This window comes from Pontibacillus halophilus JSM 076056 = DSM 19796 (genome assembly GCF_000425205.1).
GTDB lineage: Bacteria > Bacillota > Bacilli > Bacillales > BH030062 > Pontibacillus_A > Pontibacillus_A halophilus.
This window is the reverse complement of record NZ_AULI01000002.1, coordinates 314612-340331: the sequence shown is the minus strand read 5'-3', so window position 1 is coordinate 340331 and position 25720 is coordinate 314612. Positions and strand designations below refer to the sequence as shown.

General features: G+C 44.2%; 35 protein-coding genes. 29 read left to right on the top strand and 6 right to left on the bottom strand.

Annotation, left to right across the window (positions count from 1 at the left end; genetic code table 11):
- Positions 1-147 precede the first annotated feature (147 nt).
- Together H513_RS0104230 and H513_RS0104225 are read left to right on the top strand one after the other, a co-directional pair.
- Entirely contained in the window at positions 148-990 is an 843-nt protein-coding gene (locus H513_RS0104230; RefSeq protein WP_026799600.1) for a Cof-type HAD-IIB family hydrolase, read from the top strand.
- A gap of 418 nt (positions 991-1408) precedes the next feature.
- On the top strand, positions 1409-1801 hold the full coding sequence (locus tag H513_RS0104225; protein WP_026799599.1) for a hypothetical protein: 393 nt from the start codon (positions 1409-1411) through the stop codon (positions 1799-1801).
- Between the two features lie 26 nt (positions 1802-1827).
- Here H513_RS0104225 and H513_RS19555 read toward each other — a convergent pair whose 3' ends face one another.
- The gene (locus H513_RS19555) at positions 1828-2070 is read right to left on the bottom strand and encodes an HPr family phosphocarrier protein (protein WP_036769789.1); all 243 of its coding nucleotides are present in this window, start codon (positions 2068-2070) and stop codon (positions 1828-1830) included.
- 129 nt (positions 2071-2199) lie between these two features.
- Between H513_RS19555 and H513_RS0104215 the strand changes: the two genes are divergently transcribed.
- Both H513_RS0104215 and H513_RS0104210 read left to right on the top strand, forming a co-directional pair.
- Positions 2200-2529, top strand: coding sequence for an iron-sulfur cluster biosynthesis family protein (locus H513_RS0104215; protein WP_026799598.1), 330 nt, complete (start codon positions 2200-2202; stop codon positions 2527-2529).
- Between the two features lies 1 nt (position 2530).
- Positions 2531-2755 carry a YqkE family protein gene (locus H513_RS0104210; RefSeq protein ID WP_026799597.1) on the top strand — a complete coding sequence of 75 codons (225 nt, stop codon included), beginning with the start codon at positions 2531-2533 and terminating at the stop codon, positions 2753-2755.
- 255 nt (positions 2756-3010) lie between these two features.
- Here H513_RS0104210 and H513_RS0104205 read toward each other — a convergent pair whose 3' ends face one another.
- Positions 3011-3931, bottom strand: a complete 921-nt coding sequence (locus H513_RS0104205) for an aldo/keto reductase (RefSeq protein ID WP_026799596.1) — start codon at positions 3929-3931, stop codon at positions 3011-3013.
- 126 nt (positions 3932-4057) lie between these two features.
- Between H513_RS0104205 and H513_RS0104200 the strand changes: the two genes are divergently transcribed.
- The 9 genes from H513_RS0104200 to H513_RS0104160 all read left to right on the top strand — a co-directional run bounded on the left by H513_RS0104200 (position 4058) and on the right by H513_RS0104160 (position 11828).
- Complete coding sequence (locus H513_RS0104200; protein WP_026799595.1) at positions 4058-4603, top strand: NUDIX hydrolase; 546 nt, start codon at positions 4058-4060, stop codon at positions 4601-4603.
- Between the two features lie 2 nt (positions 4604-4605).
- On the top strand, positions 4606-5763 hold the full coding sequence (locus H513_RS0104195; protein WP_026799594.1) for an endonuclease Q family protein: 1158 nt from the start codon (positions 4606-4608) through the stop codon (positions 5761-5763).
- A 79-nt stretch (positions 5764-5842) separates the two neighbouring features.
- The gene (spoIIM, locus tag H513_RS0104190; RefSeq protein WP_026799593.1) at positions 5843-6490 is read left to right on the top strand and encodes a stage II sporulation protein M; all 648 of its coding nucleotides are present in this window, start codon (positions 5843-5845) and stop codon (positions 6488-6490) included.
- A 101-nt stretch (positions 6491-6591) separates the two neighbouring features.
- A complete protein-coding gene (fur, locus tag H513_RS0104185; protein ID WP_026799592.1) occupies positions 6592-7047 on the top strand; it encodes a ferric iron uptake transcriptional regulator in 456 nt (151 codons plus the stop codon).
- A 180-nt stretch (positions 7048-7227) separates the two neighbouring features.
- Positions 7228-7446 (top strand): YqzK family protein, encoded by a 219-nt coding sequence (locus tag H513_RS0104180; protein WP_026799591.1) that lies wholly within the window; start codon positions 7228-7230, stop codon positions 7444-7446.
- A 5-nt stretch (positions 7447-7451) separates the two neighbouring features.
- Positions 7452-8339 carry a site-specific tyrosine recombinase XerD gene (xerD, locus tag H513_RS0104175; RefSeq protein WP_026799590.1) on the top strand — a complete coding sequence of 296 codons (888 nt, stop codon included), beginning with the start codon at positions 7452-7454 and terminating at the stop codon, positions 8337-8339.
- Positions 8340-8435: 96 nt separating this feature from the next.
- The gene (gene deoB, locus H513_RS0104170) at positions 8436-9617 is read left to right on the top strand and encodes a phosphopentomutase (protein ID WP_026799589.1); all 1182 of its coding nucleotides are present in this window, start codon (positions 8436-8438) and stop codon (positions 9615-9617) included.
- Between the two features lie 15 nt (positions 9618-9632).
- Positions 9633-10460: a purine-nucleoside phosphorylase gene (locus H513_RS0104165; protein ID WP_026799588.1), complete on the top strand. Its 828-nt coding sequence runs from the start codon at positions 9633-9635 to the stop codon at positions 10458-10460.
- Positions 10461-10535: 75 nt separating this feature from the next.
- The gene (locus H513_RS0104160; RefSeq protein ID WP_026799587.1) at positions 10536-11828 is read left to right on the top strand and encodes a pyrimidine-nucleoside phosphorylase; all 1293 of its coding nucleotides are present in this window, start codon (positions 10536-10538) and stop codon (positions 11826-11828) included.
- Positions 11829-11964: 136 nt separating this feature from the next.
- On the opposite strand, the gene H513_RS0104155 is transcribed toward H513_RS0104160, so the two are convergent.
- Both H513_RS0104155 and H513_RS19550 read right to left on the bottom strand, forming a co-directional pair.
- Entirely contained in the window at positions 11965-12387 is a 423-nt protein-coding gene (locus tag H513_RS0104155) for a DUF1801 domain-containing protein (RefSeq protein ID WP_026799586.1), read from the bottom strand.
- Positions 12388-12401: 14 nt separating this feature from the next.
- The gene (locus H513_RS19550; RefSeq protein WP_036769786.1) at positions 12402-13058 is read right to left on the bottom strand and encodes a Dph6-related ATP pyrophosphatase; all 657 of its coding nucleotides are present in this window, start codon (positions 13056-13058) and stop codon (positions 12402-12404) included.
- Positions 13059-13186: 128 nt separating this feature from the next.
- Here H513_RS19550 and H513_RS0104145 point away from each other — a divergent pair, with 128 nt between their 5' ends.
- The 15 genes from H513_RS0104145 to H513_RS0104070 all read left to right on the top strand — a co-directional run bounded on the left by H513_RS0104145 (position 13187) and on the right by H513_RS0104070 (position 24027).
- Entirely contained in the window at positions 13187-14350 is a 1164-nt protein-coding gene (locus H513_RS0104145) for a D-alanyl-D-alanine carboxypeptidase family protein (protein ID WP_026799585.1), read from the top strand.
- A 106-nt stretch (positions 14351-14456) separates the two neighbouring features.
- On the top strand, positions 14457-14810 hold the full coding sequence (gene spoIIAA / locus H513_RS0104140) for an anti-sigma F factor antagonist (protein WP_026799584.1): 354 nt from the start codon (positions 14457-14459) through the stop codon (positions 14808-14810).
- Entirely contained in the window at positions 14810-15253 is a 444-nt protein-coding gene (gene spoIIAB / locus H513_RS0104135; RefSeq protein ID WP_036769783.1) for an anti-sigma F factor, read from the top strand. The genes spoIIAA and spoIIAB overlap by 1 nt, the downstream gene beginning before the upstream one ends.
- Before the next feature lie 12 nt (positions 15254-15265).
- Positions 15266-16021 carry an RNA polymerase sporulation sigma factor SigF gene (gene sigF / locus H513_RS0104130; protein ID WP_026799582.1) on the top strand — a complete coding sequence of 252 codons (756 nt, stop codon included), beginning with the start codon at positions 15266-15268 and terminating at the stop codon, positions 16019-16021.
- Between the two features lie 118 nt (positions 16022-16139).
- Positions 16140-16769, top strand: coding sequence for a stage V sporulation protein AA (locus H513_RS0104125; protein WP_026799581.1), 630 nt, complete (start codon positions 16140-16142; stop codon positions 16767-16769).
- Entirely contained in the window at positions 16756-17166 is a 411-nt protein-coding gene (locus tag H513_RS0104120) for a stage V sporulation protein AB (RefSeq protein ID WP_026799580.1), read from the top strand. The genes H513_RS0104125 and H513_RS0104120 overlap by 14 nt, the downstream gene beginning before the upstream one ends.
- Before the next feature lie 11 nt (positions 17167-17177).
- Positions 17178-17633, top strand: coding sequence for a stage V sporulation protein AC (spoVAC, locus tag H513_RS0104115; protein WP_026799579.1), 456 nt, complete (start codon positions 17178-17180; stop codon positions 17631-17633).
- Between the two features lie 11 nt (positions 17634-17644).
- On the top strand, positions 17645-18661 hold the full coding sequence (gene spoVAD, locus H513_RS0104110) for a stage V sporulation protein AD (RefSeq protein ID WP_026799578.1): 1017 nt from the start codon (positions 17645-17647) through the stop codon (positions 18659-18661).
- Complete coding sequence (gene spoVAE, locus H513_RS0104105; protein ID WP_026799577.1) at positions 18658-19008, top strand: stage V sporulation protein AE; 351 nt, start codon at positions 18658-18660, stop codon at positions 19006-19008. Before spoVAD ends, spoVAE begins: the two co-directional genes overlap by 4 nt.
- Before the next feature lie 5 nt (positions 19009-19013).
- Positions 19014-19613 carry a stage V sporulation protein SpoVABEA gene (gene spoVAEA / locus H513_RS19545; protein WP_051239653.1) on the top strand — a complete coding sequence of 200 codons (600 nt, stop codon included), beginning with the start codon at positions 19014-19016 and terminating at the stop codon, positions 19611-19613.
- Positions 19570-21054, top strand: coding sequence for a spore germination protein (locus H513_RS0104095; protein WP_026799576.1), 1485 nt, complete (start codon positions 19570-19572; stop codon positions 21052-21054). The genes spoVAEA and H513_RS0104095 overlap by 44 nt, the downstream gene beginning before the upstream one ends.
- A gap of 105 nt (positions 21055-21159) precedes the next feature.
- Positions 21160-22458, top strand: a complete 1299-nt coding sequence (gene lysA, locus H513_RS0104090) for a diaminopimelate decarboxylase (RefSeq protein ID WP_026799575.1) — start codon at positions 21160-21162, stop codon at positions 22456-22458.
- A gap of 17 nt (positions 22459-22475) precedes the next feature.
- Complete coding sequence (locus H513_RS0104085; RefSeq protein ID WP_026799574.1) at positions 22476-22910, top strand: peptidylprolyl isomerase; 435 nt, start codon at positions 22476-22478, stop codon at positions 22908-22910.
- Between the two features lie 37 nt (positions 22911-22947).
- Positions 22948-23391, top strand: a complete 444-nt coding sequence (locus H513_RS0104080) for a site-2 protease family protein (RefSeq protein ID WP_026799573.1) — start codon at positions 22948-22950, stop codon at positions 23389-23391.
- Positions 23392-23679: 288 nt separating this feature from the next.
- Positions 23680-24027: a GNAT family N-acetyltransferase gene (locus tag H513_RS0104070; protein ID WP_026799572.1), complete on the top strand. Its 348-nt coding sequence runs from the start codon at positions 23680-23682 to the stop codon at positions 24025-24027.
- 60 nt (positions 24028-24087) lie between these two features.
- On the opposite strand, the gene H513_RS0104065 is transcribed toward H513_RS0104070, so the two are convergent.
- A complete protein-coding gene (locus H513_RS0104065) occupies positions 24088-24618 on the bottom strand; it encodes a DUF309 domain-containing protein (protein ID WP_026799571.1) in 531 nt (176 codons plus the stop codon).
- Between the two features lie 119 nt (positions 24619-24737).
- Positions 24738-24830 carry a YjcZ family sporulation protein gene (locus H513_RS21140; protein ID WP_081658167.1) on the bottom strand — a complete coding sequence of 31 codons (93 nt, stop codon included), beginning with the start codon at positions 24828-24830 and terminating at the stop codon, positions 24738-24740.
- A 145-nt stretch (positions 24831-24975) separates the two neighbouring features.
- Between H513_RS21140 and H513_RS0104055 the strand changes: the two genes are divergently transcribed.
- Positions 24976-25719, top strand: coding sequence for a segregation/condensation protein A (locus H513_RS0104055; protein ID WP_026799570.1), 744 nt, complete (start codon positions 24976-24978; stop codon positions 25717-25719).
- The last annotated feature ends 1 nt before the right edge of the window (position 25720 follow it).

Genomic DNA, 25720 nt, shown 5'->3' with positions numbered 1-25720 from the left:
GGGAACGTTATACGAATAATAGATAGGTTGTTTGTAATTGGTATGGAATTTGAATGCCCCTATTGGTTTCAATCCATTACGAAACGTAGTAAACTGTGAGAGCAACCAACCTTACATAGTACAAGGTTAAGAAGAAGGAGCTTTATTATGAAATTAATTGCGATTGATTTAGACGGGACACTATTGTCTTCCGATGTAGAGATAACAAATGAAAACATCGAAGCGATACGAAATGCTCAGAAAGAAGGTCACGTTGTCATGATTTGTTCTGGCCGGGCGCCAGAAGATATTAAAAGCTTGCTCCATCAATATGACCTAGATTGTCCAGTGGGTGGAAGCAACGGCACCGTTGTATACGCGGATGGCAAACTGTTGAGTAAGGTATCGATTTCAACAGAAGATGCAGCCAGTGTTAAGGGGTTACTCGATGAGAACGGAATTCCGTTCAAAGTGTATACCGACTCTGGCATCTACATTCACACATCTTGGACAGAGCGAGTTGAGGCATTAATCGAGCAAGCAGATTCCATTCCTGAACAATACGTGAAGCACCTTGACCGAGTGAAAGAAGAACCAACGACGACGAAAACGGAACAAACGTTTACTGAATTGGAAGAGCTGGCTGACCAGCATATCCAGAAGTTCTTCATCTTGACCTTATTTGAAGAACCTAAAGCGCGTACGATGGAAGCATTAGGCGAGGTGACGACCATCTCCACAACGTCCTCTGGACCATTCAACGTTGAAGTAATGGATCAATACGGAAATAAAGGGAACGGCCTTAAAGTTATGGCGGACTACTTTAACATTCCAATGGAAAATACCGTTGCCATCGGCGACAACTTAAACGATGTCCCAATGCTTAAGAAAGCAGGCTTATCTATTGCTATGGGCAATGCAGACCCTGCTGTTAAAGAATTGTGTGACGTAACGGTTGGCACTAACAACGAAAGTGGCGTAGCCCAAGCTTTCCATAATCATATTCTATAAGGAGACCCAACGAGCGAGTGCTCGTTGGTCTTTTTTATGTCTTACACTTGAATACTCTCGTGGAGAGAAACACGCCTATAAAGCCAGCAAAGAGAGAAATGCCAACTAACACCACAAGGGAAACGTAAAGCGGAGACTTCTCATTCGTTCTCTTTGTACACCTTCTCTAGCTACTCGTTATTGCCACATTTATTTAACATAAAAATTCCATTAAGAGTGGGTATTTACGAAATAAACTATCCGAACGTTATTTTGTGGCGGGATGGTTCTAGAAACTAAGCACGCTTCAACCGATGGAACCCACCTACCGAAATCCCCCATTGAATAAAGCACTCTATAAAATTAGTGGTGGTTCTCCGTCAACGTAACGGATAGAATGTAAGGAAAAGGGCGTGAGGATAAACGGGGAGGAAGGTTTGTGAAAAAACGTGTATTCACTGTTGTCATTGCCATTGCGCTGTTGCTGTTACTAGGGCAAGTCTTTGTCTATTCTCCTATTTTTGGATATAAGGCGTCTGCTGTGCGTGATGATTTTCCGGTTCCACGAAATTCAATTCGATTTGAAACGGATGTGGAAAATGCGTCTATAACCGCTCATGCCAGCTATCGAATCGGGCGTATTGGTGGTAAGGAAGAGGGGCTTCCTGAGGCATACCTGTCCTCGATTGAAGAATGGGGTTGGACGGCAAGAGATGATTTACGTGTTGGCGGATTGCTTGCGTTTGAGAAAGATGATTCTATCATTTGGCTTATCGTAGAGTCGAACAAAGTGACGATTGCGGAGATGGAGGAAGGACAAGAAACCCCCTAGTTCGGAGTGAACGAGGGGGTTCAGGGTTATCCTTGAAATAGTTCGGTGTCTAAGAAGGACTGCTTCACGGCGGCTTCATTCCCACCTTGGACATCAATCTCAAGTTGGTCTCCGGGTTGAAGAGAGAGGGCGAGTACGCCTAGCAAACTCTTAGCATCTACGACCCAATGATCTTTCTTTAATAGAATCGTTTCAGAGAAACCGCTTGCCAAGTTGACAAGCTTGCTTGCTGATTCAGCGAAAATAGGTTTGTTAACGGTTACCAACATGAAAATCCCTCCAATTTCTATAGTCTATCTATAGTATAACGAGATACGTGGAGTATGACGAACAAAATGTAATTTCATTGAATTTTCATAGCGGTTTTACTAGCATAGAGAGAAAGAAAGGGTGAGTCCATGAATTTAGAAATCACACAAGAAGCCTTGCAACAATTGAAACTCCTTCAACCCGCTGACAAACCAACGTTACGTTTACATTACGATACAGACGGTTTAGGATGTGGCGTAAACGGTCAACCAATCGTATTTTTCACAAATGAATCTACTTCATTTGATAAAGTTGTAGAGAATGAATCCTACACCGTTGTCATAGATGAACAACAGAAAACCTTCTTCCATTCTGCTATGAAGCTTGAGTGGACAGGAAAGCTGTTCAGGTTAAACACCCCGAACGGCCTGCTAAACCCTTCCATCTCGGGGAGACAAGTTAAAACGGGAGCGATGTAACATGGCGAAGAAGAAAAAAGAAGAATACGGTACGTTGAAAGATTCTCTAAACGAAGACCTTCTAAAACAACTCCAATCTAAAAAAGCCGACTTGAAACAACAAGCCGAACAACGAGAAGAAGAAGAAAAACAACGCCGAATCAAAGAGAAAAAACGCCGCGAAGCAAATAAAAGCTTCGAAGAACTGTTAGATGAAAGCAATATGGACTGGAGTAAGTTTAAGTAGTAAGGAAGCCGAGGCACAGAATGAGTGCTCTCGGCTTTTTAATTTGGTGACGTTTCTGCATGACCAGAAGCAATTACAGACGGACCGATTTGCCCAATAAAGGCAAGGGGTGTTAGGGAACCTGGAGACTCCTGCGGAAGAACGGACTGGCGAGACCCCGGAGGAACGAGGAGGCTCGACGGTTCGTCCGCGGAAAGCGAACGGTTTCCTAACACCCCTTTGCAGTAGCTAGGTAAGGTCCAAACCTAAATGCTGTTAACGATGCTTCTGATACACAATCGGACGCGTGATCTGCTGGAGCTGCGTATACAGATTATCCGTCAAATCAAGCGCATCAAGCATCGCCACATTACTATCCACCTGCTCAACAGAACTCGCACCGAAAATAGCCGACGCAAGCGCAGGATGACGAAGCACATACTGAAGCGAAATAGCCTGCAGAGAACGGTCATCAGTCGCAAAAGTCTGCAAGTTCTGAACCATCTCCTTCATCTCTTCATAAGAATAAGTCAAATACCCATTCTGTGCCTTCTCCTCAACCTTTTGTTCCCCTTTATTACTAAGCATCCCTTTCGCAACAGGCCCTCGTGCAAACACGGAGATGTGATTGTCATGAAGAAGGTCGAGCACTTCTTCTTCAGGGCGACGGTCGAACAGACTATATTGCATCATCACGCTGACGATGTTTGACTTCTCCACAAATTCACGAATGACATTCGGGCGAATAGAAGAGATGCCGTAGTAACGGATAACCCCTTCCTGAACAAGTTCTTCAAACGCCTCAATGGTCTCATCAATCGGGTCCTCAATCGTTCCACCGTGGAGCTGATACAAGTCTATGTAGTCAGTCTGGAGGCGACGAAGGCTTTCTTTCACTTGGCTTTTAATATAAGACTTGGATGGATCCCAGTACCAGCCTTCTTTCCCTGGTTCCCAGTGGTTGCCGACTTTTGTGCCGAGAATAACGTCTTCGCGACGGCCTTTAATGGCTTTGCCGACGATCTCCTCATTTTGACCGAAGTCATAAAGGTCGGCAGTATCCAAGTAGTTGATACCAGAATCAAGAGCGCGGTCGATGATTTCTTTGCCTTGTTGTTCGTTTGTGCCAAGACTCATCGTGCCGAGTCCAATCTCAGACACATACAAATCGGATTTTCCTACTCTTCGTTTATTCATGTTATTCATCCTTTCACATCATTTGTCTCTATTGTACGTAGGAAAGCTGTCTAGACTCAACTAATATGGTTGAAGTGTTTACGTGTGGTAGAATAGTGGCATGGAATGTGAGAAGGAGTGTTATGGATGAAGAAATTTGAAGAGAAAACGATACATACAGAGCAAATTTATAAAGGAAAAGTGATTTCCTTACAAGTAGATGATGTGACGCTTCCGAATGGAAAGACTTCAAAGCGAGAGCTTGTGAAGCATCCAGGTGCTGTAGCCATTATCCCAATTACGAAAGAAGGGAAACTCGTCTTTGTTGAGCAGTATCGGAAGGCGCTTGAGCGAAGTACGTTAGAGATTCCTGCTGGGAAGCTCGAGCCAGGAGAGTCTCCAGAATGGACAGCAGAGCGAGAACTTGAAGAAGAGACAGGCTATAAGACCGCGAAATTAGAGCCGATTACATCGTTCTCGACATCGCCAGGATTCGCGGATGAAATTGTACATATGTTCCTTGCACGTGACCTTGAAGTTGTAGATGAGAAGGCGGATGGAGATGAGGATGAGTTCGTCGAGCTTGTTGAGTTAACGTTAGATGAAGCGTTTAGAATGGAGCGGGAAGGCCGAATCTTTGATGCGAAGACAGCGTACTCTTTACTTTATGTGCAGGCTAAAGGACTCGTTTAACGATGCCGTCGTATTATGCAGACCTTCATGTCCATATTGGAAGGACGAGGGAAGGAGCTCCTGTAAAGATTACAGCCTCTGATGAGCTGACACTTACGAATGTACTCTCTTACGCCCAACACCAGAAAGGGATGGACCTGGTAGGCGTCATCGATTGCCATGTACCATCCGTACAGCGGGAGCTTGAGGATTTAATCGAATCTGGCGACGCGTATGAGCATAGTGAAGGGGGAATTATAGCGGGTAGTGTTACACTGTATCTTGGAACTGAGATTGAAGTGTACGACGACCGATGCAGCGGCCCCATCCACGTGCTTTGCTATGTTCCTACGCTTGATGATATGAAACAACTTACAAGCTGGTTAGCGGAGCGCATGACCAATATAACGTTGAGTTCACAACGCTTTTATGGGACTGGGATTGAGTTGCAGAACAAGGTGAAGGAGCTTGACGGCTTGTTTATTCCTGCTCATATCTTTACCCCCTTTAAAAGCTTGTATGGAAAAGGAGTAAAGGCATCACTTGGCGAAGTTTTTCATAGAGAATGGATTGATGCTGTGGAGCTTGGTCTAAGCGCAAATTCAGAAATGGCGAGCCAGTTATCAGAACTGAGCGGGATTCCATTTCTAACAAATTCAGATGCCCATTCGTTGCCGAAGATGGCGAGGGAATACACAAAGCTTTCATTACAAGACCGAACCTTTAATGAGTTTAAGCGATTGCTGAGAGGTGAAGGTGACCGTAAGATTCTTGCCAACTACGGGATGAACCCGTTACTTGGCAAGTATTACAGTACCGTGTGCCGGGCGTGTGGGGAAGATGTGCATAAAGATGTGACCGATTGCCCGAATTGCGGGGAAAAGGCGGTGGTGAAAGGGGTGTCGACGCGAGTAGAAGAGCTTGCTACCGCGCCTAAAGACGACATGCGTCCGCCTTATATCAATCAAGTCCCGCTTGAGTCGCTTCCTAAGCTTGGACCGAAGACGCTGAAGAAGCTGCTAGATGCATTCGGAACAGAAATGGCCATCTTACATAAGGCATCAAGGGAAGAGCTTCATGATGTTGTTGGAGAAGCATTGGCAGAGCGAATTATTGCCATGCGAGAAGGTCGTCTTCATGTAGAAGCAGGTGGCGGAGGAAAGTATGGCCGTGTGAAGTGAAAACGAGTGGTCTAATCATAGAGAATCTCTCATAGATTTCTACTAATAGTAGTGAATTTGATATAAACGGGGGATTCTTATGTATACCACGAAGGGCTCCAAAGTCCATCTTCACGTTAAGGAATATGCGAGCATCTATATGTTTGTCAGTCTATTGTTTTTGATTGGAATTGTATTTGGGGCAGTGATTGTGAATAGTATGAACTTCATCCAGAAGCAGGATTTGTTTTTTTATTTAGACCGGTTTTTTGGACAAGTGCTTGTTGATCCTGTGACGAGTTCTGGTTCTCTACTAAAAAGCAGTCTTCTCTATCATCTTCAATATTTGCTCGTTCTGTTCGTTCTCGGAATGTCGATTATTGGAATGCCAATCATATGGGTGCTGATCTTTATGAAAGGCGTAGTCGTCGGCTTCTCAGTAGGGTTTCTCGTGAACCAGATGGGATGGTATGGCTTGCTAACTGCAGCTGCGTCAATTGCACCTCAGAACATGATTATCATCCCTGTCTACATCATTGCTGGAAGTGTGTCGATGGTGTTTTCATTCGCATTGATTGGCAAATTAGTTGCAAAGAGAATCCAGCAGCCGCTTCTGCCCGTCTTCGTTCGCTATGCGACTTTGTTCGCCATCCTGCTTGCGGTTGTATCCGTTGGGGCGGTCGTAGAATCGTACGTTGCACCGAATGTGTTGAAAAGTGTACTGCAACTCGTTTACAATAGCAATTAGATTGTAATGATTATAACTAATAGATTATAATCATTACAATTTGACAATGTGCTCACGTGTGCTTATAATGATAATGGAATACGAGGGAGGGTCTTTAGGACATGGAACACCGTATAGAGAAAATAAAAAAGCAGCTCCATTCTCAGAGCTACAAACTAACTCCGCAACGTGAAGCAACAGTCCGTGTGTTGTTAGAGAATGAAGAGGATCATTTGAGCGCAGAAGACGTCTACCTCCTCGTAAAAGAGAAAGCACCTGAAATTGGACTTGCAACAGTCTATCGAACTCTTGAACTCTTAACTGAATTGAAAGTAGTCGATAAAATCAACTTTGGTGATGGCGTCTCCCGTTATGATTTGCGCAAAGAGGGAGCAGAGCATTTTCACCATCACTTAGTATGCGTTGAATGTGGTTCTGTTGAAGAAATTGAAGAAGACTTACTTACTGAAGTAGAAGTGCAGGTTGAGCGCGACTTTGGCTTCCAAGTGAAGGACCATCGTCTTACGTTCCACGGCATTTGTAGAAATTGTCAGGCTCAATCAGAGGATGACGAATAAGAATCCCTTTTCCGATAAGGAAGAAGGGTTTTTTTATGTTGGTACAGACATATTTACAAAAGTGCATAAATCGGTTACGTTAGTTCTGTAGTCGTTTTCATTACGAGATTTTTCGTATATTCTACCTGTTTTTTGGCATATCTTTGTAGTAGTACAAGCTGCGGAGAGGAGATGTGTCAAGTGAAGAGATGGGTAGCGATGATAAAGGATACGCTCAAGGTATTCATTCTATTTATTACCTGCACAGTTGTATTTTATTACGGCTTGCAGCTCATGCATGATGAATATGAGCAATTTCATCGGTACGATGAACCTACTGGAAAGGCTGTGAAGGTTTCAAGTTGGGAGGAGCCTTCGCTAGTTGAGCGACTTACGATTTTCTTGCGGTTAGGAGAGTAGCGTTCATGAATGATGCACTGAACGATTTTCTTCATTATTTACGAATTGAACGAGGACTATCTGATAATACGTTATCCTCATATAAACGAGATTTAACTCAATACTTAACCTTTCTTTCTAAAGAGAAAGGGATATCCGGTGTGCATGAAATAGCAAGAACTCAAGTTCTTCAATACTTGCATCATCTGAACGACCTTGACCGTTCTCAAGCCACGATTGCGCGTACATTATCATCTATTCGTGCATTCCATCAATTCTTGATTCGTGAGCGCTTGGTAGAAGAAGATGCGAGTCTACATATTGAAACACCGAAGAAAGAGCGAAAGTTGCCGAAGATCTTAAGTATGGATGATGTGGATTCCTTGCTATCAATTTCACCAACCGATCCCTTGTCTATGCGGAATAAGGCGATGCTTGAGATGTTATACGCAACAGGGTTACGTGTGACGGAGCTTGTCTCACTAAAGGTTTCAGATCTCCATCTTACTATGGGCTTTGTTCGTTGCTTTGGTAAGGGTGGAAAAGAGCGAATTATTCCACTTGGCCAGATGGCGAAGGAATCAATTGAAACCTACTTGTCTCATGGACGTCCAACGCTCATGAAGCAAAAGGCGTCTGACTACCTCTTCTTAAATCATCGAGGTGGTCCATTGACACGTCAAGGTTTCTGGAAAATACTGAAAGCGGTTGCGCGAGAGGTTGGAATTACGAAAGAAATTACACCTCATACATTGCGGCATTCGTTTGCGACGCACTTGCTTGAGAACGGAGCCGATTTGCGAGCTGTTCAGGAAATGCTTGGCCATGCAGACATTTCAACAACACAGATTTATACCCATGTAACGAAGACTAGGCTGACCGATGTGTACCGTTCCTATCATCCTCGAGCGTAACACGCTCAAGCATGAAGAGGTCAGACATCATACGTTTGAAGGCGCGCATAGGAATACACGTAGCAGGGTATGTAAAACTATAGGAGGGATACGACAATGAGTAAACAATTTAATCGAATCTTTTTAATCGTACTAGATTCCGTTGGGATTGGCGAAGCGCCAGATGCCGAACAGTTTAACGATAAAGGAGCAGACACGCTCGGGCATATTGCTGAGCATATGAACGGTCTTACTATGCCGAATATGGGCAAGCTTGGCCTTAGCAACATCCGTGAGATCCAAGGAATTGAGAAGGCTGAACAGCCAATGGCTTATTATACAAAGATGCAAGAAGCATCAAACGGGAAAGATACCATGACAGGTCACTGGGAGATTATGGGCCTTCATATCGCACAACCATTCCGTACGTTCCCAGATGGCTTTCCAGATGAACTAATCCAAACAATTGAAGAGAAGACAGGCCGTAAAGTCATCGGCAACAAGCCGGCATCAGGTACTGAAATTCTTGATGAGCTTGGTGAAGAGCACATGAAGACTGGCAATCTAATTGTGTACACATCTGCAGACTCTGTTCTTCAGATTGCAGCACACGAAGAGATTATTTCTCCTGAGGAATTGTATGAAATCTGTGAGATGGCTCGTGAGCTAACGAAAGATGAGAAGTACATGGTTGGCCGTGTGATTGCTCGTCCATTTGTTGGGGAGCCGGGTCAGTTTGAACGTACATCCAACCGTCATGATTACGCATTGAAGCCGTTCGGACGTACGGTGATGAATGACTTGAAAGACGGTGGCTATGACGTTGTCGCACTAGGGAAGATTGCTGATATTTACGATGGAGAAGGCGTTACAGAAGAAATCCGTACGAAAGACAATGTGGATGGTATGGATAAGTTCATCGCATCTATGGACAAAGATTTCACAGGATTAAACTTCTTAAATCTTGTTGACTTTGATGCGAAATATGGCCACCGTCGTGACCCACAAGGCTACGGCGAAGCGCTTGAGACGTATGACAAACGCCTCCCTGAAGTGTTTGAGAAAATGCGTGAGGACGATCTTCTTATTATTACAGCAGACCACGGTAACGACCCTGTTCACCATGGTACGGATCATACGCGTGAATTAGTGCCATTGATTGTCTACAATCCGAAGCTGTCGCCTGGCCGTGAATTGCCGTTACGCGAAACATTCGCAGATATTGGTGCTACAGTCGCTGAGAACTTTGATGTTCAACGTCCAGCGCACGGCAAGAGCTTTTTAGACGAATTGAAATAGGAAGAGGGGAAACACATGAATCATACTCAAATTCAAGAAGCAGCACAATACATCACTCAACAGGTTAACGACCAAAAGCCGACCATTGGCCTTATTCTAGGGTCTGGTCTTGGCGTTCTAGCCGATGAAATAGAAAATCCAGTTGTCGTACCCTATGGCGAGGTTCCTCACTTCCCACAATCAACGGTAGCAGGGCATAAAGGCCAGCTTGTTATGGGAGAGCTTGAAGGAAAGTTTGTCATTGCGATGCAAGGGCGCTTTCACTATTACGAAGGCTACAGCATGAAGCAAGTGACATTCCCTGTTCGTGTAATGAAAGAGTTAGGCGTAGAACAACTCTTTGTTACGAACGCAGCAGGTGGCATTAATAAAGACTTCAAACCTGGTGACTTGATGATTATTGAAGACCACATTAATCAAATGGGTGATAACCCGCTTATTGGACCAAATGACAATGAACTTGGCGCGCGCTTCCCTGATATGTCGTCCGCGTATAGCCGTAAATTTAGCCATCATGCGAAGAAAGTGGCAGAAGAGCTTAAGATTGGTGTGCAGAGTGGTGTCTATGTCGGCAACACAGGACCAAGTTATGAAACCGGTGCAGAGGTTCGTATGCTACGTACGCTAGGTGGAGACGCGGTTGGCATGTCTACGGTACCAGAAGTCATTGTAGCAAATCACGCAGGCATTGAAGTACTTGGTATCTCCTGCATCTCGAACATGGCAGCGGGGATCTTAGACCAGCCTCTAAGCCACAATGAAGTGATTGAAACGACTGCACAAGTTCGTGAAGATTTCTTGAAATTGGTGAAAGAGACGCTTAAGACGCTACCAAGTGCCTAAGATATCGAGGGGAGCAACTAGTGCTCCTCTCACATTTTGACCAACTACTATACTATTGAAGTGGGTGTATAACGAATGAGAATGATCGATCTTATCCATAAGAAGAAGCATAACCAAGAACTAAGCGAAGCAGAAATTAAATTCTTCGTAGAGAATTATACAAGCGGTAACATTCCTGATTATCAGGTGTCTGCATTTGCTATGGCGATCTATTTCCAAGGCATGAGCGACCAAGAGACAACAACGTTGACTCAATCAATGGTGGACTCTGGTGACACGATTGACCTATCTGATATTGAAGGTATTGTCGTTGATAAACACAGTACAGGTGGCGTTGGAGACAAAGTAAGTCTAATCATTACACCTCTTATCGCATCTCTTGGTATTCCAGTTGCGAAGATGAGTGGTCGTGGACTTGGTCACACGGGTGGTACCATTGATAAGCTTGAAGCAATTGATGGGTTCAAGATTGAATTGACTCGTGAAGAGTTTACGAACAACGCCAACGAATATAAAGTAGCGCTTGCAGGTCAGAGTGGGAACCTTGTACCAGCGGATAAGAAGCTTTATGCACTTCGTGACGTAACAGATACTGTAGACTCTTTGCCACTTATCGCTAGTTCAATTATGAGTAAGAAGATTGCTTCTGGTTCAGATGCAATTGTGCTAGATGTTAAAGTAGGTAGCGGTGCCTTCATGAAGACGGTAGAAGAAGCGACTGCGCTTGCTGAAATCATGACATCCATTGGGAACAACCTTGGACGTAAGACAGTTGCCGTTCTAACAAACATGAACCAGCCTCTAGGCCGTGAAATCGGGAATGCGAATGAAGTTCGTGAAGCTGTTGAGGTATTGTCTGGTAAGGGCGAACAAGACATCACAGAAGTATCCATGGTCATTGCGAGCCATATGGCGGTACTTGGTGGCGCGTACTCAAATGAAGAAGAAGCGCGTAAAGCGTTGGATGCGAAGATTGCGTCTGGAGAAGCGCTTGAGAAGTTCAAGCAATTCGTAGAAATACAAGGCGGTAACTTTGACTCGATCTATGAGAAACAAGCTTCTCATGTGGTAGAGGTGAAGGCTAAGGAAGACGGTGCGCTTGTATCTGTTGACTCCGAGCAAATCGGACTTGCGGCTATGAAGCTTGGCGCGGGTCGTAGCACGAAGGAAGACGAAATCGATTATTCTGTTGGAATCAGCATGCACCACAAGATTGGCGCACGCGTGACGAAGAATGATACGTTATTTACACTTTACATGAATGATTCTAGCCTACAAGCTGATGTAGAAGAAACACTTCACAACAGCTATCGCATTAGCGAGACGTATGAAGGCGAATATGAATACGTGTATAAAATCATTAAATAATACGATATAGAAGCCAAGCTCTAGAGCTTGGCTTCTCAGCTTGTAGAGAAACCCCGTGTTTTTCTACAAGCTTTTTTTCTGTGGATTGTGCGGGGGAATACCACTCGCTTACGGCGGGCGAACGCCCGCGCCTCCTTTACGTAGAAGGGTATTGAGCCTTTGTAAACTCCATTGAGCGTAGGATGAGTTCTCTCAACACATCCAGGTCCACATCAGCGGTTTTATTCACGTACACACAAGCCTTTCCAGTCGTATGTTTGCCGAATTTCTCTAGCAGGTTCGTCCGTTCTTTGTAGTCTCCACCTATATAAAGGCTAATTTTCGCCTTTCTTGGAGAGAAGCCAACGAGTGGGGCGTCTCCTTCGTGTCCTGAAGCATACTTATAATGATAAGACCCAAACCCAATAATACTAGGTCCCCACATCTTCGCTTCATACCCTGTTGTTTCTGTAAATAAGTCTAACAACTTGTACGCATCCTCACGCTTACGCACGCTTTCGACAGACTCAATAAATTCAATGACGCTCGCATCGGTTTCTTTTGTTTTTAGTTCATACATATTGACTCTCCTCTCTATTCCTTCAGTGTTAATGACAATCGAATTCCATAATCTTTCACGGTAGCCTCCCCTTTACAGACTGCTAGTGGCTTCTTGAATAGGGGACCGTTATAGACAAATGTATGATACTCTCCCTTCTCACCCATTGGACAAATGGTCGTTTCCTTTAGGTCTTCCTGGAAGTTGCTGTCGAGATTTCTTCCTAGCCATTCTTCTGATAAGTAATTCGGGTCTACTTTCACGACGTATGCTTCGAAGCCTGCTTCGATATGCGTATCGAGCCACTTTGAAGCGTTATTACGTGTCGTCCATAGCGGATAGAGGGCTTCTAGATGAGCATCTGCCGCCACCCCTTCGCCAAACGCTCGATGTTCTTCTAAATATAGGTCGCCAAAAGCGATGGCGTCAAGCTCATAGCGTTCTTGTAACGTACTGAGCTGTTTCATGATGTCTTCCCGATATGTCTTCATAGACGTTGTAACTAAATAAAGGGGGAGCTTCATTGCATTCGCTTGTGCTTTAAGAAGTGGAAGGGATTCGTCATGGGCGATACTTCCGTCTTCGTGCACGGTCGTGAACAAGCAACTGACTGTATAGCCTTGTTTCAAGAGCTCATACACCGCTAGACAGCTATCCTTCCCTCCACTGAACGATACGACTACATTCTTCATTCTGCTCATCCTTTCTCTTGTTACATTCTCGATACTTCCGAAGACTCCTTTCAAATCTTTCTCGAACAGAGTTATAAATATCTCCTTAATTGGTAAAAATGACTACCATGAAGAATGGAGGGACTCCCATGAAGAAAGTAATGCTTCTTGTAACGGCAACAGTTCTATTTTTGACGGTGTATGCGCCAGTTACATTTGCGCGTGAGAATACAGTAGATTTAGCGAATTCCTCGAAGTCGGCTGTCCTCATCGAGCGTGATACAGGTCAAATTCTTTACAACAAAGACTCAGATCAAGAGCTACCACCTGCGAGTATGACGAAGATTATGACGATGATTCTCATCATGGAAGAACTTGACCAAGGCAAGATCAAAATGGATGAGAAGGTTCGAACAAGTGAATATGCTGCTTCCATGGGAGGATCCCAAATCTTCCTTGAAGCGGGAGAAGAAATGACGGTCGAAGAATTGTTGAAAGGGATTGCGGTTGCCTCTGGTAATGATGCATCTGTTGCGATGGCAGAGCGGATTTCAGGCAGTGAACCTGAATTTGTCAAAATGATGAATGAGAAAGTAGATGAGCTAGGGCTAACGGGTACGAAGTTTCAAAATGCGACAGGGCTTCCAGCAAAAGACCACTATAGCACAGCGTATGACATGGCGATGATGGCAAAAGAACTGTTAAAGCATGAAGAAATTACGAAATTCACGAGTGTGTATGATGACTATCTACGTAAAGGCACAGAGGATGAGTTCTGGTTAGTCAACACGAATAAGCTTGTGAAGTTCTATGAAGGTGTAGACGGCTTGAAGACAGGCTTTACACAAGAAGCAAAATATTGTCTAACGGCTACAGCCAAGAAGGATGATATGCGTGTAATCGCAGTCGTTATGGGAGCAGAATCCCCTAAAGATCGGAATGCGGATGTAACGGCTATGCTTGATTACGCCTTTAATCAATATGAAACAGAAGCGATGTTCGAACGTGATGAACTTGTCGATCAACTCAAGTTCTTCAAAGCAGACCGTGACGTTGCAAATGTTGTGACAGGCGAATCTGTGTCGATTCTCCATAAAAAAGGTGAAAAATTAGATGATGTGAAAGCTGAAGTCGTCTACGACAAAGACCTTGCGCTTCCAATCGAAAAAGGCGCTAAAGTTGGAACGCTTGTCATATCAAGTAAAGGGAAAACGCTATCACAAACGAGCCTTGTTGTGCAAGAAGAGTTGAATGAGGCGGGAGTATGGACTTTATTTAAACGTTCCATGAAAGAGATGGTGAAACAACGCTAATTAAAAGTGTTTTCATCGAATGAGGACTTCTTTTGTCATTGTGCAGGATTCGACGAGGAAAAAGGAGAAACACACACTATCCTAAATCAATTGAGGGGGAAGTAGTGTGAGTCTTTCCGTACACTTTGAGATGAAGCAGCATGTTCTGCTTGTCCGCCTTACCGGTGAACTTGACCATCATGAGGCGGAGCACTTACGAACAAAATGGCAAGAGATTATACGGCAGAAGTCTGTCCAGCATATCATCTTGAACCTAGAGTCATTATCCTTTATGGATAGTTCTGGTCTTGGTGTCATTCTTGGACGGTATAAAGAAGTAAAGCAGAACGGGGGAGAGATGGTCGTTTGCTCCATTTCTGAACCTGTGAAGCGATTGTTCGATATGTCAGGGCTGTTTAAGATTGTCCGTTTAGAAGAGAACGAGCAGTTTGCACTCGAAACGTTGGGGGTGGCTTCCTAATGAGAAGGAATGAGATGCACCTACAGTTTTCAAGCTTAAGTTCCAATGAGTCATTCGCGCGAGTAGCGGTGGCGTCATTCATCACTCAACTCGACCCAACGATGGATGAGTTGACAGAAGTAAAGACGGTCGTATCAGAAGCTGTTACAAATGCGATTATTCACGGGTATGAAGGGAATCCAGAGGGCATGGTTCACATCGATTCAGTCATCGAAGACGATAAATTTGAACTTGAAATTCGAGACTTCGGTGTAGGGATTGAGGATGTAGAAGAAGCAAAGCAACCTTTGTTTACATCGAAACCTGAATTAGAGCGCTCTGGGATGGGCTTTACCATCATGGAGAATTTCATGGATGAAGTACATGTGGAGTCAAATCGCGGAGAAGGAACAACGGTTCGCTTAGTCAAGCACCTGACAAAAAGCCAAACCTTATGTAAGTAAGGGGACTTGCCTATGGACGTGGAATTGAAACAACAGAGTAAGCAGGAGCAGTTATCTGATGAAGAGGTCAAGCGTTACATTCGGATGAGTCAAGATGGGGATGTTGATGCCCGCAATTTGCTGGTCGAGAAGAACATGCGTCTTGTCTGGTCTGTTGTACAACGATTTCTAAATAGAGGATACGATCCTGATGATCTGTTCCAAATCGGTTGTATCGGGTTGTTGAAGTCGGTCGATAAATTCGATCTGTCCTATGATGTTAAGTTTAGTACGTATGCAGTGCCGATGATTATTGGTGAGATTCAACGATTTATCCGAGATGATGGCAGTGTGAAAGTCAGCCGCTCGTTAAAGGAAATCGGCAATAAGATTCGTAAGAAGAAGGACGAAATGACCAAATCTTTAGGGCGTACGCCGACTGTTCAAGAAATCGCAGAGTCGCTTGAGATTACAGCTGAAGAAGTTGTACTCGCGCAAGAAGCAGCGAAGTCTCCACATTCCATTCACGAGACCGTGTATGAGAATGATGGAGACCCGATTACCCTCCTTGATCAAATTGCAGACCAGGATACAAAGTGGTTTGACAAGATTGCGCTTCAAGAAGCCATTCGGACGCTCGATGAACGTGAACGGTTAATTATCTACTTACGTTACTATAAAGACCAGACTCAATCAGATGTGGCAGAACGTCTTGGCATTTCTCAAGTTCAAGTTTCGCGTTTAGAGAAGAAAATACTGTCCCATATTAAGGGTCAAATGAATGAATAAGGTCAGTCTCTTACTCCGTGTTACAGGTGGAGTAAGAGATTGACCTTTTTTGTATGTTTCATGAAGGTGTGTTTCATACTAACTCTATACTTCTTTTCTGCATAAGGGGGCTTTGTGCATGTCGCATCAACCCGTTTATCTTCGCATGAACTATAAAATTGAGGCGAATGCTGGGTCGCCTATACGGTTAAAGGATATCGCCAAACTTTCTGGTGAGCGAAAGTTGGTTCAAGAGCTGAAGGAAATCCAACTACACACCGTGACAAAGGAAGACCGAAGCCTTGTCATTCTTGATGTGTTCAACGTCATTGTTGAACTGCAAAAGCGATTCCCAGAAGCGGATTTTCAGCCGCTTGGCCCTGGGCAAACCATTGTAGTCATCAAGCAAGCGAAGAAAAAGCCATCCATACTTATCGTGCTCGTAATTTGGGTGCTGTTATTTATTGGCGCAGCAATGGCAATTATGAATTTTCATTTTGATGTGTCAATGGAAGCTGTTCATCAGCGGATTTATTACTTGTTGACAGGAGAAGAAGTGAATCATCCACTTTGGATTCAAATTCCTTATTCAATCGGGCTTGGAATTGGGATGATTCTATTCTTTAATCATCTCTTTAAGAAGCGAATTAATGAAGAGCCAAGTCCTCTTGAAGTGGAACTATTTAAATACGAACAAGACCTAGATTCCTACGTTACTTATTACGAAAATCCTCATAACAGGCGTGATCCCGATGATGAGGGCAATTGAAATTCTAATTGGATTAGCAGGAGGGCTTGCGGTTGGGGCTGGCTTCGTGGCTTTTTTAACGGTACTTGGCATAATTCCGCGTCTCATTCAACTAAGTAAGAGCAAGATGTTTACACGAGCCTATGAAGTTGCCGTCATTACTGGAGTTCTAATCGGCACATACTTATCCTTTTCTGATGAATTTATCTCGTTACCAAACGCGTTGTTAGTGCTGTGGGGACTGTTGCATGGTGTGTTCATTGGCATGCTGGCAGCAGCGTTGACGGAGGTATTGAATGTCTTTCCCATCTTAGCGAAGCGGGTTGGAGTAGATGGAGAGCTGCTTTGGCTATTAATGGCGATTGTATTTGGAAAGATTGCCGGCTCTTTGTTTCAGTGGACAATCTTTGTACAGTAGGAGTGAGTAAGATGAGTGAAAAGTTTAATCAAGAACAGTATTCAAAAACGGTTTCGCATTATCAACCAAAGCCAAATTACGTATGGAACTGTGTAAAGGCGTTTCTAGTAGGTGGATTTATTTGCATCATTGGTCAGGGGTTAACGGATTTCTATATAAACGTATTTGACTATAGTAAAGAGGATGCTGGCAACCCGACTGTGACGACGCTCATTCTAATTTCAGCGTTATTGACAGGGTTTGGTGTCTACGACCGAATCGGTCAGTTCGCAGGAGCTGGATCAGCCGTCCCTGTAACGGGTTTCGCGAATTCCATTACAAGTGCTGCGCTTGAGCATAAGAGTGAAGGACTCGTGCTTGGCGTCGCGACGAACATGTTCAAGCTAGCGGGGTCGGTCATCGTATTTGGGGTGACGGCTGCCTATGTCGTAGGCATGATTCGTTACCTATTCCAGTCGGTATTCTAGGAGGCTAGCTCATGACTAAACAAGGAAAACAAAGCTGGTATTTCGAAAATGGTGTATACATTCAGGAGACAGGCACCTCAGTTGGACCAAAAGAGGCTGATGGACCGCTTAAGGATACGTTCGATGTGACGCATAGCGAACTTCATTGTGGAGCTGACAACTGGGAATTGGCGGAACGTAAATTAATGGATGAAGCCATTCATCATTGTTTAGACAAAGCAGGTGTGACGAAAGAGGATGTAGATTTATTTCTCGCAGGAGACTTGTTAAACCAAAATGTGACCTCAAACTTCGTTGCACGAAATTTCGATGTGCCTTTTCTCTGCATGTTCGGAGCATGTTCCACTTCGATGGAAACATTGGCAGTGGGAAGTGCATTAGTAAATAGTGGGTATGTCAATCAAGCAATGGCTTCTGTGAGTAGTCATAATGCGACAGCTGAACGTCAGTTTCGTTATCCAACTGAGTATGGAGGACAAAAACCGAAAACAGCAACTACAACCGTAACAGGCGCAGGTGCTGCATTAATCTCTAGAACGAAATCTGACATACGAGTTGAAGGTGCAACAATCGGACGCGTCATGGATTATGGCACGAAGGACCCCTTTGATATGGGTTCTGCTATGGCTCCAGCAGCGTACGACACCATTAAAGCACATTTCGAGGATTTCGACCGAGTTCCTACCGATTACGATTTAATTGCTACAGGTGATTTGTCAGCTGTCGGAAGTCCAATTGTGAAGGATATGCTGAAAGAAGATGGATACGATGTAAATGGTATTCATAACGATTGTGGACTAATGATTTATACGAGTGATCAGAATGTTCTCGCCGGCGGTAGCGGGTGTGCATGTTCAGCCGTTGTCACTTATGGGCACCTGTTAAACCAATTGAGAGCAGGTAAATACAAGAAGATACTTGTCGTTGCGACGGGTTCCTTGCACAGTCCTACGATGGTCCAGCAGAAGGAAACGATTCCAACCATTGCCCATGGCGTTGTTCTTGTACGAGAGGAGGAAGCGAAATGATTTATTTGTGGGCGTTTCTAGTAGGTGGAGGGATATGCGTTGTCGGACAAATCATGTTGGATGTATTTAAACTGACTCCTGCACATGTGATGAGCTCGTTCGTTGTCATTGGAGCCATATTAGATGGATTTGATTTATACGACAAGCTTATTGAATTCGCTGGGGCAGGTGCGACTGTCCCGATTACAAGCTTTGGACACTCCTTATTGCACGGGGCGATGGAACAGGCGGATGAGAAAGGATTCATCGGCATTGCTGTTGGAATCTTTCACTTGACCTCGGCTGGAATCGCTTCTGCCATCTTATTTGGATTTCTCGTCGCCATTTTCTTTAAACCGAAAGGATGAGTCGGATGAGGAAGAAAGTCATTGTCATTACGGATGGAGATGAATACGCAAGGAGAGCCATCCGCCACATTGCGAGTGAGCTCGGAGGAACGAGTCTAGACGACTTAGCGGGTAATCCTACCCGTGCTACGAAAGAAGAGATAATTAAAGGCATTGAACGGGCAACATCTGAGCCTGTGTTCGTCCTAGTTGACGATGCGGGCGTATCTGGGATTGGAGCGGGGGAGTCCATCTTGTTACAAATTGCGACTCATCCGTCTGTCGACATTATTGGAGCATTAGCGGTTGCCTCTCATACGAAATTTAGAGAGTGGTCAAGATTCGATTTCTCAATCGATCTAGATGGGAATCTCGTTCCATTTGGTGTGGACAAAGAGGGGGTTCCAGAACTTGATGTAGACAGAATTAGCGGAGATACGGTCTATGCACTCGACCAATTAACCATTCCGACGATAGTAGCGATTGGAGATATTGGTAAGATGCGAGGACGGGATGATATTAAATATGGGGCTCCTGTGACGAAGCGGGCAATTGAGCTCATATTAGAAAGGGATGAACAACATGGGGCAGCAAGTACAGGAAACGCCGATTCCATCCAAACTTAAAGACGTCGAAGCGTACATGAAAGAGCATGTTGGTGTAGGGGAATCGTTCGATTTAGGCTTTCGTCAGCTCACCATCTTCAAACGAAAAATTGATATTTTCTATCTAACGGGGATGTGTGACACTCAATACATTATCGAGATTCTTGAGATGCTCGTATCGATTAACGATGTTGAACGTCATAGCCAAAGCAAGTTGTTTGAAATTGTAGAGAATCGCCTCGTTCATCAGCAAGTTTCAAAAGGAAAGACGATGAATGAAGTTGTTACTCAATTATTATCTGGTCTTATCGTTGTGTTTATGGAAGATGAATCAGAAGCGTTTATTGTGGATGTAAGAAGTTATCCGGGTCGAACCCCTCAAGAGCCTGACACAGAGAAAGTGGTCCGCGGCTCCCGTGATGGGTATACAGAGAACATTATTGAAAATACATCCTTAACTAGAAGACGTGTCCGCGATGAGCGGTTGCGTCATGAAATCTTTCAAGTCGGAACCCGTTCTAAAACGGATATCTGTATTTCTTACATTAAAGATGTCGCAGACCCTGGACTTGTGAAGCTAATTAAGAAGGAACTGAAGAATATCAACATTGATGGATTGTCCATGGCGGATAAAAGTGTGGAAGAGTTTCTCGTTAGCCAAGGAAAGAACCCATTCCCGCTTGTCCGTTATACAGAGCGACCAGACGTCGCGTCTGCCCATCTATTTGAAGGGCACGTTCTCATTATGGTCGATACTTCACCTAGTATGATTATTACGCCGACTACTTATTTTCATCATGTTCAGCACGCCGAAGAGTATCGACAGTCTCCGATAGTTGGATCATTTGTTAGATGGGTGCGCTATCTTGGGATTTTTCTTTCGGTCTTCTTACTTCCATTCTGGCTTGTTATGGTGATGGATCCGACCTTGTTGCCACAGCAACTCCAGTTTATTGGACCGCAGGATGATAGCAATATTCCAGTCTTTCTTCAATTGCTAATTGCTGATATTGGAATTGAGTTCTTAAGGATTGCAGCCATTCACACGCCAACACCGCTCTCAACGGCGATGGGTCTGATTGCAGCTGTGTTAATCGGACAAATCGCCATTGATGTGGGGTTGTTTATCCCTGAGGTTATTCTGTACGTATCAGTTGCGGCAATTGGCTCTTTCTCGACACCTAGTTATGAGCTGAGTGTGGCGAACAAAATTAGCCGTGTTGTCCTTCTCATTATAACGGCAATCTTTGGTGTGAAGGGATTAGTCATCGGGTTTACGCTCTATATCTTATTGCTCACGTCAACTCGATCATTAAATACGCCATACTTCTGGCCGCTCATTCCATTCAACCCACAAGCGATGGCGCAAATCTTGTTACGTGTTGCAGTGCCGCTTGCCAAGAATCGTCCGAGTATTGTGCATCCTCAAAATAATCACAATCAACCGAAATCGAATGATTGATTCATCCTATATGTTGTGATAGTCTATTTTTAATCATTTAGACTGCACATCAGTAAAGAGACAGATTGCCTCTGTCTCTTTTTCTATAGCTTAGGAGTGGATAGCGTGCGTAGACCAACGAACGAACGAGGACATTTGACGATTGGTGGAATCGATGCCACGGTTCTTGCTGATACATATGGAACACCATTGTACGTCTATGACGTAGAAAAGATTAGGGAAAACGCGAGAAGTTTCGTCCGAACATTTGAAGCATTGGACGTAAAGGCACAAGTGGCTTATGCAAGTAAGGCATTCTCATCAATTGCTATGCTTCAAGTGGCGAAAGAGGAAGGGTTAAGCCTTGATGTTGTTTCTCAAGGAGAGATGTATACAGCTATCGAAGCGGACTTCCCTCCAGAGAAAATGCATTTACATGGCAACAATAAGAGCGTGGAAGAACTGGAAATGGCCATTGATATGGGGATTGGTTGTATTGTTGTCGACAATTTCTATGAGTTGGACCTCTTAGAAGCACTTCTAAAAGAAAAAGAGAAAAGAATTGACGTGTTACTACGTGTGACACCAGGTATTGAAGCCCACACACACGACTACATCTTGACGGGTCAAGAAGACTCTAAGTTCGGATTCGATTTATCAAATGGGCAAGCAGAGGCGGCGCTGAAGCAACTCCTCCATCATGACCAAATTCTGTTGAAGGGTCTTCACTGTCATATTGGTTCACAGATCTTTGAAACAGATGGGTTTATTATGGCGGTACGTAAGCTCTTTGATGCCCTAGAAGGCTGGCGTGACGAGCATGGTTTCATCCCAGAAGTAATGAATCTAGGCGGAGGTTTCGGAATTCGTTACACCTCTGAAGATGAACCATTGCCACTCAATATGTACGTGAATGAGCTTGTGAAAGAAGTGAAACGCCAAGCATACGACCGGGATTTTGAACTGCCTGAGATTTGGATTGAACCTGGTCGCTCGATTGTCGGGGATGCAGGAGTGACGCTTTATTCAGTTGGCTCGATTAAACGTATCCCGGACGTACGAACGTATATTGCTGTAAATGGGGGTATGACGGATAATTTACGTCCTGCCCTTTACAACGCAAAGTATGCTGCAGCCGTTGCGAATCGGATGAATGAGCCTCTTTGTGAAACAGTCTCGATTGCAGGGAAGTGCTGTGAGTCCGGAGATATGTTAATATGGGATTTGGAGGTTCCTGAAATTCAAAGTGGGGACTTGTTGGCGACGTTCAGTACTGGCGCTTATGGGTATTCCATGGCGAACCATTACAACCGCTTCCCGAAAGCAGCCGTTGTCTTTGTTGAGAACGGTGAACATCAACTTGTTATCCAACGCGAGAGTTATCAGGACACTACCCGTTTCGATCTCCCTTATACTAGGGGCTAATACAGGAGGAAATGCATATGAAACAAGGTACCATTCATTTCGAAAATGGAGAGAAAATCGTTTTCGACCTATACGAGGACGCTGCACCAAATACAGTTGCGAACTTTGAGAAGCTAGCAAACTCAGAATTCTATAACGGTCTAACTTTCCACCGTGTAATTCCAGGCTTTGTTGCACAAGGCGGTTGCCCAAATGGCACTGGTACAGGTGGAGCAGGATACACAATTAAATGTGAGACAGATGACAACCCACATAAACACCAGACGGGTACACTATCCATGGCTCATGCTGGACGTGACACAGGAAGCTCTCAGTTCTTCATCACGCATGAACCACAGCCTCACCTTGATGGTCGTCACACTGTGTTCGGTCAAGTGACAGAAGGCATGGAAACTGTACTACGTATTCAACCAGGCGATGTTATGAAGAAGGTAGAAGTAGGAGAGAAGTGAGTCTAAGACTCGCTTTTCTTTTTTTTAGGTGGGGCTGATGACAGTCTTCACGTTCCTTATATTTCTCATTGTCCTCGTTCCAGCTGCTTATTTCATCCATGAACTTGGCCATGCGGTGGCAGCGCTTCTCTGTCGGTATCAGGACATTGTCGTTTCGATTGGTGTTGGGAAACGGTTGGTCGCTCTTCGCAATGAGAGACTAGGGATTCACTTCTACTTCGTCGGGTTTATCGGGGCTCATACTTCCTATCAAGGTGAGTCGAATCACCGTTACTCACGTGCATTTGTTGCCATCGGGGGTCCTGTCTTTAGCGCGATTGCCGCTTATGTGAGCAGTAAGCTTGGTCAACATGACCTAATCCGATTATGGACGTATTTTCACATGTGGCTAGCGGTTACAAACCTCATTCCCATTCAGATTCGCGGAAAGGAAACGGATGGATATGTGTTTCTCAAAATGTTTCTTAAGCGTGGAGTTTAATCCTACCGCCGTCACCTTTTTATGCTGATCTACTATACTAGGAGAGAGATGGATGGAATATCCATTGACGAATCCTATGAGAACGATGATATAGTATGGAAAGGAAAACAGGAACAATCGTTCTATTTGCTTGAATGAAGGACTTTAGTCCTGCATGGATTCTTTTGATAGTTGACAAAACTTAAAGAATGCGTCATAAATAAATAGACAGTAGAATCCGTCTGGAAAAGATAAACAGAAATATGTGTCTAAACGGATGGAAGAGATGTTCATAATGAGGGATAATCAATGTTAATACGTTACAAGAAAAGTTTTGAAAAGATTGCGATGGGATTGCTGTCCTTCATGCCTGAAGAAAAAAAGGAAGTTAAGAAGCTTCAGCAAACCATTAAAGAGTATGAAGAAAATGAACAATGGCAGTTGTATCTTTGGAAGGAAGAAGATATCCTTGGAGCAATTGGCATTGAGTACCGGAATGATGGGGAAGTCGTTATTCAGCACGTTAGTGTGAACCCTTCACACCGTCATCAAGGTATTGGCCAACGTATGGTGAAGGCTTTGAAAGAGTTATTGGGAGACCAATATACGTTCTGTTCAAATTCTTACACAGAAACGTTTATTGAGCATTGTGAGTAAGAAAAGAGGCTGCCTCATTGCATGTGCGAGCCGTGCACATTCCATGAGACAGCCTCTTTTTTATGATTGGCGAAGGCCTTTACGCAAGTTGAGTTGTCGTTCGCGCTCTTCGATGACCTCAGACCGGTCTCGTTCTCTGTGTCGATCAATAATGAGACGATCTGTGAAGTCGCTCACTGCTCCAAATGTAGCTCCGAGCTTGGTGCATTCATCGGTCACGAGTGTCAGTAAAGTAGGGTCCACAATCGGTAACTGGACGCTTTGATAGTCCTTTTGTTCTTCAAGATTACCCTTGATTTCATTGAGTAGCGCCATTAGCTTACTGGAATCAAGAGAAAAGGTGTGATTTAATTCGTGATCGTGCTGTTGAAGGGCTTGTCTTGATTTCTTTAATGTTCGTTTCGCGCCCTCAAAGTTACCTCGTCGATGGTGATACAGCGTTACAGCTAGTTGGATAAAGCCAACCCAAATGGAATCTTTGTCTAGCGTGCCTTCTTCTTTCCACCGATCCTCAAGAATTTCGTGACATTCGAAATAATCTCGAGTACTGTGGAAATGGGCAAGATATTCAATATAGGCTTGATCGTACATACGACGATCGCCTCCTTTTTTACATAGCATTGCTGTTAGTGTACACAATCGTGACGAAGTTCGTCAAAATGATAAAACCCTTGACCAGACGGCCAAGGGTTTGGAGTTTACGTTAAAGTCTAGTACAAGTATGCAGCACCGACAATAATTAACAAGATGAACAATACAACGATTAGCGCGAAACCGCCGCCATATCCGTATCCACCGCTCATTGAAATTCCTCCTTTTTTCTGTTAACGGATAAATGTTTTTTTGTTAACATTTATCTTACGGTATACCATATGTAGCGGACGAAGGATGCGTATGGGCGAATCACCGGTTTTTGCATTTTTTGTGGTTTAGAGGAAGGATACGCATATGAATCAAAGCTATACAGTAAAGTTGGATTCCTTTGAGGGTCCTCTCGATTTGCTCTTACATTTAATCAATCGGTATGAGATTGACATTTATGATATACCAGTCAAGACCATCACAGAACAGTATATGGCTTATGTTCGAACCATGCAGGAGCTAGAATTAAATATTGCAAGTGAATACTTAGTGATGGCTGCGACGCTACTTGCAATGAAAAGTGGGATGCTTCTTCCGAATCAAGAGATTGAAGTGGAAGATGATGAGTATGAGGAGGAGGACCCACGGGAGCAGTTAATGAACCAGCTTCTTCAATACCGAAAGTATAAAGAAGCTGCCCAAACACTGAAGGAACGTGAGAATGACACGCACCAAATCTTTACACGCCCGGCTCAAAGTCTAGATGAGTATCGAACCAAAGAGGAAGATGGACTGACTCAAGGAGAAGTAACCGTCTATGACATGATTGGTGCAATGAAGAATATGCTGAAACGAAAGCAATGGGACCAGCCGCTTGAAGCGCGTGTAGAGCGGCAAGAGATTCCGATATCTGAACGAATGGAAGAAGTGCTTACGAAGGTGCGAGGGGCTAAGTCCGGCATTCATTTCACCGAATTGTTTCCAGTACCTACACGATCGCATGTCGTGGTCACTTTCATTGCCATTCTAGAACTGATGAAGAATCGCTCCATTTATTGTGAACAACAACACCATTTTGAAGATATTGTGATTTATCAGTTGGAGGAGTAAG